8 protein-coding genes and 1 pseudogene are annotated in these 12117 nt (G+C 62.5%); 5 read left to right on the plus strand and 4 right to left on the minus strand.

Features of this window, described 5'->3' with window-relative positions; translation table 11 throughout:
- The 5 genes and pseudogenes from B2V21_RS06935 to pcaC all read left to right on the plus strand — a co-directional run.
- Positions 1 to 414 (plus strand): annotated as a pseudogene (locus tag B2V21_RS06935) (3-oxoadipyl-CoA thiolase); the annotation flags it as partial.
- A gap of 236 nt (positions 415 to 650) precedes the next feature.
- Positions 651 to 1940 carry an MFS family transporter gene (locus B2V21_RS06940; protein ID WP_090356603.1) on the plus strand — a complete coding sequence of 430 codons (1290 nt, stop codon included), beginning with the start codon at positions 651 to 653 and terminating at the stop codon, positions 1938 to 1940.
- A gap of 45 nt (positions 1941 to 1985) precedes the next feature.
- Complete coding sequence (locus B2V21_RS06945; RefSeq protein ID WP_286916426.1) at positions 1986 to 3350, plus strand: 3-carboxy-cis,cis-muconate cycloisomerase; 1365 nt, start codon at positions 1986 to 1988, stop codon at positions 3348 to 3350.
- Positions 3351 to 3360: 10 nt separating this feature from the next.
- Positions 3361 to 4149 (plus strand): 3-oxoadipate enol-lactonase, encoded by a 789-nt coding sequence (gene pcaD, locus B2V21_RS06950; protein WP_286916427.1) that lies wholly within the window; start codon positions 3361 to 3363, stop codon positions 4147 to 4149.
- Positions 4150 to 4161: 12 nt separating this feature from the next.
- Entirely contained in the window at positions 4162 to 4554 is a 393-nt protein-coding gene (gene pcaC / locus B2V21_RS06955) for a 4-carboxymuconolactone decarboxylase (RefSeq protein WP_049860678.1), read from the plus strand.
- Positions 4555 to 4602: 48 nt separating this feature from the next.
- Here pcaC and B2V21_RS06960 read toward each other — a convergent pair whose 3' ends face one another.
- The 4 genes from B2V21_RS06960 to B2V21_RS06975 all read right to left on the minus strand — a co-directional run bounded on the left by B2V21_RS06960 (position 4603) and on the right by B2V21_RS06975 (position 11968).
- Positions 4603 to 5868 carry an OprD family porin gene (locus tag B2V21_RS06960; RefSeq protein ID WP_286916428.1) on the minus strand — a complete coding sequence of 422 codons (1266 nt, stop codon included), beginning with the start codon at positions 5866 to 5868 and terminating at the stop codon, positions 4603 to 4605.
- Positions 5869 to 6194: 326 nt separating this feature from the next.
- A complete protein-coding gene (gene adeC, locus B2V21_RS06965) occupies positions 6195 to 7649 on the minus strand; it encodes an AdeC/AdeK/OprM family multidrug efflux complex outer membrane factor (RefSeq protein ID WP_049860680.1) in 1455 nt (484 codons plus the stop codon).
- Positions 7646 to 10816 carry an efflux RND transporter permease subunit gene (locus tag B2V21_RS06970; RefSeq protein WP_049860681.1) on the minus strand — a complete coding sequence of 1057 codons (3171 nt, stop codon included), beginning with the start codon at positions 10814 to 10816 and terminating at the stop codon, positions 7646 to 7648. Before B2V21_RS06970 ends, adeC begins: the two co-directional genes overlap by 4 nt.
- A gap of 3 nt (positions 10817 to 10819) precedes the next feature.
- Positions 10820 to 11968, minus strand: a complete 1149-nt coding sequence (locus B2V21_RS06975) for an efflux RND transporter periplasmic adaptor subunit (protein WP_286916429.1) — start codon at positions 11966 to 11968, stop codon at positions 10820 to 10822.
- Positions 11969 to 12117: the final 149 nt, after the last annotated feature.

Consider the following 12117-nt stretch of genomic DNA (forward strand, 5'->3'; position numbering starts at 1 on the left):
CTCGCCAGCGCCGAGGCGGTGCAAAAGCACGGCCTGACTGCCCGTGGCCGCGTGCTGGGCATGGCCAGTGCCGGGGTAGCACCGCGGGTCATGGGGGTCGGTCCGGTGCCGGCCGTACGCAAACTGCTCGAACGCCTGAACCTGGCGGTCGAGGACTTCGACGTGATCGAGCTCAACGAGGCGTTCGCCAGCCAGGGCCTGGCGGTGCTGCGCGACCTGGGGCTGGCGGACGATGCCGCGCAGGTCAATCCGAACGGCGGTGCGATTGCCTTGGGTCATCCGCTGGGCATGAGCGGTGCGCGGCTGGTGTTGACGGCGCTGCATCAGTTGGAAAAAAGCGGCGGCAAGCGCGGGCTGGCGACGATGTGCGTAGGGGTAGGGCAGGGGTTGGCGTTGGCGATCGAGCGGGTTTGAGGGGGAACTGACGGGCCTCTTCGCGGGCAGAGGGCTCGCCGCCCGCCCCGCTCCCACAGAAAGCCCGCTCCCACATAGATCAAATGTTCTTGTGGGAGCAGGCTCCTGTGGGAGCGGGCTCTGCCCGCGAAGAGGCCCTAAAGCCAACCCTCAACCTCCCAGACAGCCAATCACCTTGTGCCTGGGGTTGTAACAGGTTATGTCTAGCCTTTACCGACCTCAATGAGAACTAAAACATGACAACAGTTCATTACACCGGTGAGGAGCGCAAGAAGCGCATTTTCGCAATCGTCGGCGCGTCATCGGGCAATCTGGTGGAGTGGTTCGACTTCTATGTCTACGCCTTCTGCGCCATCTACTTCGCCCCCGCGTTCTTTCCCTCCGACGACCCCACCGTGCAATTGGTCAACACCGCCGGGGTCTTCGCGGCGGGCTTCCTGATGCGGCCCATCGGTGGCTGGCTGTTCGGCCGGGTGGCCGACAAGCATGGCCGCAAGAATTCGATGATGATCTCGGTGCTGATGATGTGCGCCGGCTCGCTGGTGATCGCCTGCCTGCCCACCTACGCCACCATCGGCGTCTGGGCGCCGATCATCCTGCTGCTGGCCCGTCTGTTCCAGGGCCTTTCGGTGGGCGGTGAATACGGCACCACGGCCACCTACATGTCGGAAGTGGCCTTGCGGGGGCAGCGTGGCTTCTTTGCATCGTTCCAGTACGTCACCCTGATCGGTGGGCAACTGCTGGCGGTGTTGACCGTGGTCATCCTTCAGCAGTTTCTCGATGAGCAGGAATTGCGCGCGTGGGGCTGGCGTATTCCGTTCTTCGTCGGTGCGGTGGCCGCGATCATTTCGCTGTTGCTGCGCCGTACCCTTGAGGAAACCAGTACCGCCGAGACCCGCAACGACAAGGACGCTGGCAGCATAGCCGGGCTGTTCAAGAACCACAGCGCGGCGTTCATCACCGTGTTGGGCTACACCGCAGGTGGCTCGCTGATTTTCTACACCTTCACCACGTACATGCAGAAATACCTGGTCAATACCGCGGGCCTGCACGCCAAGACCGCCAGCCTGATCATGACTGGCGCGCTGTTCCTGTACATGTGCATGCAGCCGCTGTTCGGCATGCTCGCCGACCGGATCGGCCGCCGTAACTCCATGCTCTGGTTCGCCGGCCTCGGCACCTTGTGCACCTTGCCGATCCTCATGGTATTGAAGACCGTCACCAGCCCGTTCCTGGCCTTCGTGCTGATCACCCTGGCCTTGGCCATCGTCAGCTTCTATACCTCGATCAGCGGTCTGGTCAAAGCCGAGATGTTCCCGCCGCAAGTGCGCGCGCTGGGCGTTGGCCTGGCCTACGCCGTGGCCAACGCCGTGTTCGGCGGGTCGGCGGAGTTCGTCGCGCTGAACCTGAAGAACATGGGCAACGAAAACGCGTTCTACTGGTACGTGACGGTGATGATGGCGATCGCGTTCCTGTTCAGTCTGCGCTTGCCCAAGCAACCCAAGTACCTGCATACCGACCATTAAGCCCACAGGCGCGCCTTGTGTGGCGCGCCGTTACAGGGGAGTTCCATGAGCCAACCGCCGAACAATCAGTTGTTCGATGTCTATTTCACTGCGCCCGCCATGCGCCAGATTTTCTGCGACCATGGCCGGGTGCAGGGCATGCTTGATTTCGAATCCGCGCTGGCTCGGGCCCAGGCCCGCGTCGGCGTGATACCCGGCTCGGCCGTCGCCCCCATCGAGGCGGCCTGCAAGGCCGAGCAGTACGATTTTCAGGCCCTGGCGCAAGCCATCGCCAGTGCCGGCAATTCGGCCATTCCGCTGGTCAAGATGCTCGGCAAGGCCATCGCCGCTTCCGACCCGGATGCCGAGCGCTATGTGCATCTGGGCGCGACCAGTCAGGACGTCATGGACACCGGACTGGTCCTGCAACTGCTGGCGGCGGTCGACCTGATCGAAGCCGACCTGCAACGTCTGAGCGAGGCGCTGAGCCAGCAGGCCCGTCGCCATGCCGCCACGGTCATGCCCGGACGCACCTGGCTGCAACACGCCACGCCCGTCACCCTGGGCATGAAAATCGCCGGCTGGCTCGGCGCCCTAACCCGCAGCCGGCAACGCCTGCGTGAGCTCAGGCCACGGCTGGCCTGCCTGCAGTTCGGCGGTGCCTCGGGCACTTTGGCTGCTCTCGGCGAACAGGCAATGCCGGTGGCCCGGGCGCTGGCCGAGGAACTGCACCTGAACCTGCCCGACCAGCCTTGGCATACCCAGCGCGACCGGCTGGTGGAACTGGCCTCGGTACTTGGCCTGGTGGCCGGCAGCCTGGGTAAGCTGGGCCGGGACATCAGCCTGTTGATGCAGACCGAAGCGGCGGAAGTGTTCGAGCCGTCCGCGCCGGGCAAGGGCGGTTCGTCGACCATGCCGCACAAGCGCAATCCGGTCGGTGCGGCAGTGCTCATCGGCGCTGCCACCCGAGTGCCGGGGCTTGTGGCGACGCTGTTCAGCGCCATGCCTCAAGAGCATGAACGCAGCCTGGGGCTGTGGCATGCCGAATGGGAAACCCTGCCGGAGATCTGCTGCCTGGTTTCCGGTGCGTTGCAGCAGGCCCTGGCCATTGCCGATGGCATGCAGGTCGACGCTGAGCGCATGCGGGCGAACCTGGACCTGACCCAGGGCCTGGTGCTGGCCGAAGCCGTCAGCATCGTGTTGGCGCAGCGGATCGGTCGCGACCGCGCGCACCATGTGCTGGAACAGTGCTGCAAGCAGGCCGTCGCTCAAGGCCGCCACCTGCGTGCGGTACTCGGCGACGAGCCGCAGGTCACCGAGCAATTAAGTGCCGATGAACTGGACCGTCTGCTGGACCCTTCGCACTACCTGGGCCAGGCCCAGGTCTGGGTTGAACGGGCCGTAGCCGAACACGATCTTTTGAATGCGTGAGGAGATGAGCGTGGCACAGGTACAACTCGCCGACGGCGAACTCGATTACAGCCTGGAAGGCCCCAAGGACAAGCCCGTCCTGGTGCTGTCCAACTCGCTGGGCACCGACCGACACATGTGGGACGGCCAGATGGCCGCCTTCACCGAACATTTCCAGGTGCTGCGCTACGACACCCGTGGTCATGGCCAGTCCCTGGTCACCCCCGGGACGTACACCATCGAGCAGTTGGGCGGCGACGTCCTGGCGTTGCTCGATGCCCTGAGCCTGGACAAGGTGCATTTCTGTGGCCTGTCCATGGGCGGTCTGATCGGCCAATGGCTGGGCATCAATGCCGGCGAGCGCCTGCACAAGCTGGTGATTTGCAACACGGCGGCGAAGATCGGCACCCAGGACGTCTGGAATCCACGCATCGAAATGGTTCTCGGCCAAGGCGAGGCTGCCATGCAGGCGTTGCGTGACGCTTCCATCGCACGCTGGTTCACTCCGGCGTTCGCCGAGGCCCATCCGCAGGAGGCCACACGCATCACCGACATGCTCGCCGCCACCTCCCCGCAGGGCTACGCCGCCAACTGCGCTGCGGTGCGCGATGCCGATTTTCGCGAACAGCTGGCTGCCATCCAGATGCCACTGCTGGTGATCGCAGGCAGCGAGGACGCTGTCACCACACCGGCGGATGCGCAGTTCATCGTCGAGCAGGTGGCCGGTGCGCAGTACGCCGAGTTTGCTGCCGCGCATCTCTCCAACGTCGAAATCGGTGCGCCGTTCAGCGACCGGGTCGTCGAATTTCTATTGCGCTGAAGGAGCCCGTTCGTGGACGAGAAAGAACGCTACAACGAAGGAATGAAAGTCCGGCGTGCTGTGTTGGGCGAGGCTCATGTAGAGCGCAGCCTGAACAACCTGACCGAGTTCAACAGCGAGTTCCAGGAGATGATCACCCGCCACGCGTGGGGCGATATCTGGACCCGTCCGGGTCTGCCGCGGCACACGCGCAGCCTGATCACCATCGCCATGCTGATCGGCATGAACCGCAGTGAAGAACTCAAACTGCACCTGCGCGCGGCCGCCAGCAACGGCGTCACCCGTGAAGAGATCAAGGAAGTCCTGATGCAGAGTGCGATCTACTGCGGCATTCCGGCGGCCAATGCAACGTTTCACCTGGCCGAATCGGTCTGGGATGAGCTGGGCGTCGAATCACGCCAGTGATAGGGGAAGGAGGGCGGTAGCGCGCTGAACGCGCCACCGCCCCGGCGATTACAGAATGCTCAACGGGTAGCTGACGATCACGCGGTTTTCGTCGAACTCGCTGGTGCTGTAGTCGCGACGCATGGTCGAGTTGCGCCAGCGCATGTTCAGGCTCTTGAAGGTGCCCGACTGCACGGTGTAGGCCAGCTCGGTTTCGCGCCCCCATTCCTTGCCGTCGGTGACGGTGGCGGTATGCACGTTGTCGCCGCTGATGTAGCGGTTCATCAGGGTCAGGCCTGGAACGCCCACGCCGGCAAAGTTGAAGTCGTGGCGCAACTGCCAGGATTTTTCCTTGGCATTCTCGTAGCTGGAGTTATAGCTGTCGTTAGCCAAGGTACCGCCACTGGTGCCGTTGACGCGCATCCAGCCATTGTCGCCGGTGACTTTCTGCAGGCCGACATAGAAGGTGTTGCTGCCGTACTTGGCGGACAGCAGCGCCGACCAGGTCTTGTTGTCCAGATCGCCGGCCCGTGCGCTGCCGTCTTCCTTGCCGTGGAAGAAGCCCAGGTTGGCGCCCAAGGTCCAGTCGCCAATCGGCTGGCTGTGCAGGATCTGCAGGTATTGCTGCTGGTAGATGTCCTTGAGCTCGGCGTTCCACAGGCCGACCAGGGTGTTCTTGTTGTTGAAGGTGTACTCGCCACCGACGAAGTTGAAACGGTCGGAGGTGATGCCGGCGCGACCCTGCAGGAACATGTCCTCCATGCTGGCATCGTTGCGCGGGCTGTTCTTGCGGAACTGGCCACCGTACAGGGTCAGGCCATCGATTTCCTGAGAGGTGATCTGTCCGCCCTGGAAGGTCTGCGGCAGCGAGCGGCCGTCGTCCGAACGCAGGATGGGCAGTACCGGCATCCACTCGCCGACCTTGAGCACGGTCTTGGAGATCTTGGCCTTGGCGGCCACACCCAGACGGCCGAAATCATCGGCCGGATCATTGCCGTCATGCACAGGCAGCAACTGCGTGCCATAGGTACCGCGGCCACCATCGAGCTTGACCGAGTACATGCCCAGCACGTCCACACCGAAGCCGACCAGGCCCTGGGTGTAGCCGGATTTGGCGTCGAGTATGAAGCTCTGGGTCCACTCCTCGGACTTGCTTTGCGGGAAGGCTGGGTTTACGTGATTGCGATTGAAATAGAAGTTGCGCAGGTTCAGACCGACCTTGGCGTCTTCCAGAAAGCCGGACTCGGCTGCGAAGGAAGGCAGGGCGGCCGTGGCAACGGTCAACGCGATCAGGTTGGGCAACAGACGGGGTGAACGATGGAAGTGCTGGCGCATGGGGTAAACCTATTGTTATTGATTTTATGATTGACGCACGCTGGAACGGGCTTTTCTGACATTTTGTTACGTGTTGCGCGGATGGTGCTTCGGGGTGAAGCACGATTCAACCGACCGCACAGGAATGCGTGCGATAACCGAACACTAACTAACTAGTTAATAACAAGTCAGTTATCTGGTCATCGGACCACTATTGCTCATGATTGAACTTTCGGCCAGTCCCGGGTGACATTTTCTTCAGCTCTTTCGCGCTGACTCACTCCTGGCAGCGGGTCACAGGCGTAAAAAAACCACCGCAAGCGGTGGTTTTTTCATGCCATCAGCAGTCAGCTCTTGGGCGCCTGCGTTGGCTGGGCCAACTGGGCCTGGCCAGTGCGCTCGTACCAGCCGCCTCCCAGCGCCTTGTACAGATTGACCTCGCTGGTCAGCTGCGACAGCCGGTCGGTGATCAGCGATTGCTGGGCACTGAACAGCGAGCGCTGGGCATCGAGGAAGGTCAGGTTGCTGTCGATACCGATACGGTAGCGACGCTCGGCCAGGCGGTAGTAATCCTGGTTGGCCTGCACCGAATCACGCTGGGCCTGCAACTGCTCGTTGTAGGTCTTGCGTGCGGCCAAGCCGTCGGACACTTCCTGGAACGCGGTCTGAATGGCCTTCTCGTAGTTGGCCACGTTGATGTCTTTCTGGATCTTCGAGTAGTCCAGGCTGGCACGCAGCGCACCGGCGTTGAAGATCGGCAGGCTGATGCTCGGCGAGAACAGCCAGCTGCCGGAACCGGCGTCGAACAGGCCGGACAGCTGTCGGCTCGACGTACCGGCATTGGCGGTCAGGCTGATGCTGGGGAAGAACGCCGCGCGGGCCGCGCCGATGTTGGCGTTGGCGGCCAGCAGGGCGTGCTCGGCTTCGAGAATGTCCGGGCGTCGGGTCAGCAACTGCGACGGCATGCCGGCCGGTACTTCGCTGAGCAGGTCGGCGTCCAGCCCACGGGCTTCTGGCAGGTCGGTCGGAATGGCCGTGCCCAGCAGCAGGGTCAGGTTGTTGCGATCCTGAGCCACCTGGCGCTTGTAGCGCGCCAGGCTGACACGGGCGGTTTCCACCGCCGTGCGTGCCTGGCTCAGGTCCAGGGCCGAGGACACGCCTACTTCGGTGCTGCGGCTGGTCAGCTTGAGGCTCTGCTCGAAGGCGCCCAGGGTCTCCTGGGTCAACTTCAGCAGCGCCTGGTCGGCCTGCCAGGTCAGGTAGGCGTTGGCCACGTTGGCCACCAGGCTGATCTGTGTGGAGCGACGAGCCTCCTCGGTGGATAGATAGGTTTGCAAGGCCTGTTCGCTGAGGCTGCGGATGCGCCCCCACAGGTCCAGCTCATAGGCACTCACGCCCAGCGTGACGGCGTACTGGCTGGAGATGCCCGACTCGCCAAGCTGTGACAGGTCAGCCGGTGTGCGCTGACGCGTACCGGTGCCGTCGGCATTGATGGCCGGGAACAGATCGGCACGCTGGATGCGGTACTGCGCCCGATAGGCTTCGATGTTCAGCGCCGCGACACGCAGGTCGCGGTTGTTCTCAAGCGCTACCTGCACCAGGCGCTCGAGCGCCGGATCGGTGAAGAACTGCCGCCAGCCTTGTTCCGCCGCCGCCACTTCGGCCGCATCGGCGGGCGCGTAGGCCTCGCCCTGCGGGAACTGCTCGGCCACCGGCAGGGCAGGCTGCTTGTACTCGGGGATCATCGAGCAGCCGCCGAGCACGAAGGCGGCGACAGCGATGGATATCAGTGACTTGCTCATTGGCCAGCCTCATCGTGTGTAATGGCTTTGTCGTTGTCCTTCTCGTGTTCCTTGTCGTACTTGCTCTTGAACAGCGACGACACGGCCACGTAGAACATCGGCACCCAGAAAATTGCCAGGATGGTGGCGGTGATCATACCGCCGATCACACCGGTACCGATCGCATGTTGGCTACCCGAGCCTGCGCCGCTGGAAATCGCCAGCGGTACCACGCCGAGGATGAACGCCAGGGACGTCATGATGATTGGTCGCAGACGCATGCGGCATGCTTCGGCCGCCGCTTCCACCAGGCTCTTGCCCTGTTCGTGCAGTTCCTTGGCGAACTCGACGATCAGAATGGCGTTCTTGGCCGCCAGGCCCACCGTGACCAGCAAGCCTACCTGGAAGAACACGTCGTTGGACAACCCGCGCATGCTGGTCGCGATCAGCGCACCGATCACACCCAGCGGCACAACCAGAAGCACCGCGATCGGGATCGACCAGCTTTCATACAAGGCCGCCAGGCACAGGAACACGAACAGCAGCGAGATGGCGTACAGCGCTGGAGCCTGCGAGCCGGACAGACGCTCTTCGTATGACAGACCGGTGAACGAATAGCCCACGCCGGCAGGCAGCTTCTTGGCCAGCGCCTCGACCTCGGCCATCGCCTGACCCGAGCTGTAGCCCGGTGCCGGAGTACCGAGGATTTCCATGGCTGCGACACCGTTGTAGCGCGACAGCTTGGGCGAACCGTAGATCCATTCACCGGTGGCAATCGCAGACAGCGGCACCATGGTCCCGGCGTCGTTGCGCACGTACCACTTGTTCAGGTCTTCAGGTGTCATGCGACCGAAGGCTTCGCCCTGCACGTACACCTTCTTCACCCGACCGCGGTCGATGAAGTCGTTGACGTAGCTACCACCCAGAGCGATCGATAGGGTCTGGTTGATGTTCGACAAGGTAATGCCCAGTGCACTGGCCTTCTCGTCATCCACGGTGAGCTGGTATTGCGGCTCATCGTTCAGGCCGTTGGGACGTACGCCTGCCAGAATCTTGCTCTGTGCCGCCATCCCGAGGAACTGGTTGCGCGCTTCCAGCAGTTTTTCGTGGCCGACACCGCCCTGGTCCTGCAGGTAGACGTCAAAGCCCGACGCGTTACCCAGTTCGAGTACCGACGGAGGCACCACGGCGAACACCATGGCATCGCGGAAGCTGGCGAAGTGTTTCTGTGCCCGTTCGGCGATCTTGAACACGGTGGTCTCGGCGTCGCGCTCATCCCAGGGCTTGAGCATGACGAACGCCAGGCCCGAACTCTGGCCACGGCCAGCGAAGTTGAAACCGTTGACGCTGAACACGGATTTGACGCCCGCGCCTTCGCCGTTTTCGCCATCGAGCAGGTAAGTGCGCATGTCGTCGATGACTTTCTGCGTCCGCTCGGCGGACGAGCCAGCCGGGGTCTGCACCTGGGCAAAGATCACGCCCTGGTCTTCATCCGGCAGGAACGCTGCCGGAATACGCATGAACAGGAAAACCATGCCAGCGAAAATCAGCAGGTACACCAGGAACGCCGGCAACTTGTGGGTCACCATGCGTTTGACGCCGTTCTCGTACTTGACCACGCTGCGGTCGAAGGTCCGGTTGAACCAGCCGAAGAAGCCGCGCTTGGGTTGGCCGTGCTTTTCCGGATCGATCGGCTTGAGCATGGTGGCGCACAGCGCCGGAGTGAAGATCAATGCGACCAGTACCGACAGGGCCATGGCCGAAACGATGGTGATGGAGAACTGCTTGTAGATCACACCCGTGGAGCCGCCGAAGAAGGCCATCGGCAGCAGTACCGCCGACAGCACCATGGCGATACCGACCAGAGCACCCTGGATCTGGTCCATGGATTTCTTGGTCGCCTCCTTGGGCGACAGATGCTCCTCTTCCATCACCCGTTCGACGTTCTCCACCACCACGATCGCATCGTCCACCAATAGCCCGATCGCCAGGATCATGCCGAACATGGTCAAGGTGTTGATGGTGAAACCGAACGCAGCGAGGATGCCGAAGGTGCCGAGCAGTACCACCGGGACCGTCATCGTCGTGATGATGGTCGCTCGCAGGTTCTGCAGGAACAGGTACATCACCAGGAACACCAGCACGATCGCTTCGATCAGGGTGTGGACCACGCCTGTGATCGATTCGGTCACGGTCGGTGTGGTGTCATACGGGTAGACCACCTTCATCCCAGGCGGGAAAAACGGCTCCAGGTTGGACACCGTGGCACGAATGGCCTTGGCCGTGTCCAGAGCGTTGGCGCCCGTGGCCAGCTTGATCGCCATACCCGAAGCCGGGCTGCCGTTGAACTGCGCGTCGATGCTGTAGTTCTGACCGCCCAGGCCAATGCGCGCGACGTCCTTGAGGCGGACCTGCGCGCCGTCGTTGTCGACTTTCAGGAAGATATTGCCGAACTGCTCGGCAGTCTGCAGGCGGGTCTTGCCGATGATGGTGGCGTTGAGCTGGGTGCCGGGCAAGGCTGGCAGGCCGCCCAGCTGACCGGTCGCGATCTGCACGTTCTGCGCAGTGATCGCAGCGCTCACTTCCACCGGTGTGAGCTGGAATTTGTTGAGCTTGGCCGGATCCAGCCAGATACGCATGGCGTACTGCGAACCGAACACCTGGAAGTCACCCACACCGGAAGTCCGCGAGATCGGGTCCTGGATGTTGGAAACGATGTAGTTGGACAGGTCGTCCTTGGTCATGCTGCCATCTTCGGACACCAGACCGATCACCAGCAGGAAGTTCTTCACCGACTTGGTCACACGCAGACCCTGTTGCTGGACCTCCTGCGGCAACAGTGGCGTGGCCAGGTTCAGCTTGTTCTGCACCTGAACCTGAGCGATGTCGGGGTTGGTGCCCTGGTTGAAGGTCACGGTGATGGTCATGCTGCCATCGGAGTTACTGTCCGAGGAAACGTAACGCAGGTTGTCGATACCGTTGAGCTGCTGCTCGATGATCTGGACCACGGTGTCCTGCACGGTCTGTGCGGAAGCACCGGGGTAGGTGACCTGGATATCGATGGCGGTCGGCGCGATGGCCGGGTATTGGTTGATGGGCAACTTGAGAATTGCCAGCCCGCCCACGAGCATGATCACCAGAGCGAGCACCCAGGCGAAAATGGGGCGGTCAATAAAGAATCTGGACATCGATTACTTACCTTCGCCTGTGGCGGTGGAATCGGACTGGCCGGGCGTCAGGTTGCCCGCTTCCTTCACGGTCACGTCGGCGCCTGGCTTGACGTACTGCAGGCCCTCGGTGATGACGCGATCGCCGGCGTTCAGGCCTTTCTCGATCACCCAGAAGGCGCCGTCGGTGCGGTTGGCCACCAGCTCGCGCTGCTCGACCTTGTTGTCCTTGTTCACGATCAAGGCGGTCGGGGTGCCCTTGAGGTCACGGGTCACGCCTTGCTGCGGTGCCAGGATGGCCTCGCTGCGCACACCGGCCTGCAGCTTGGCGTGAACGAACATGCCCGGCAGCAGCACGTGCTCGGGGTTGGGGAACACGGCGCGCAGGGTCACCGATCCGGTGGCCTGGTCGACCGACACCTCGGAGAACTCCAGCTTGCCGGTCTGGCTGTATTCGCTGCCGTCTTCCAGGGTCAGTTTCACCGAGGCGGCGTTGTCGCCGGCCTTCTGCAACTTGCCGCTGTCCAGGTCGCGACGCAACCGGAGCATCTCGGCGGACGACTGGGTCACGTCGACGTAGATCGGGTCCAGCTGCTGAATGGTGGCCATGGCGTTGGTCTGGCCATTGGTCACCAGCGCGCCTTCGGTCACGTCGGAACGACCGATGCGGCCCGAGATCGGCGCCAGCACCTTGGTGTAGCGCAAGTCGATCTGCGCGCTCTTGACCGAGGCTTCGGCTTGCAGCTGCTGCGAGCGGGCGTTGTCGTATTCCTGGCGGCTGACGGCTTGCTCGTCGATCAACTGCTTGTAGCGTCCGGCCAGCGACTTGGCCGATTCCAGGGTCGCCTGGGAGCTGCCCAGCGTGGCCTCGTACACCGACGGGTCGATCTGATAGAGCTGCTGCCCGGCCTTGACCTCGGTACCTTCCTGGAACAGACGCTTGAGGATGATCCCGTTGACCTGCGGCCGCACTTCGGCCACGCGGTACGCGGTGGTCCGGCCCGGCAGTTCGCTGGTCAGGGTGTAGGGTTGGGCTTTCAAGGTAACCACGCCGACCTGAGGAGCCTGCTGAGCCTGCTGCGGGGCTGCTTCTTCCTTTTTGTCACAGCCGCTGAGCAGGGTTGCCAGGGCGACGGCGGATACCAGAGCGGTAACAACTGGCTTGAATTGCATGAAGATCCTCGGGTCGTGAGCGCGTGGGAGGGCTCAAGAATAGTGGAAGGTTGAAAAAATGTTACGACTGGATTAATAGCTTACTAACGAATATACTTACATTCGTGGTTGTTTGTAAACAACTTGATGGCCTGATGCCCGCGACGAGG

Source organism: Pseudomonas sp. UBA6276, assembly GCF_002438365.1.
Classification (GTDB): Bacteria; Pseudomonadota; Gammaproteobacteria; order Pseudomonadales; family Pseudomonadaceae; genus Aquipseudomonas; species Aquipseudomonas coleopterorum.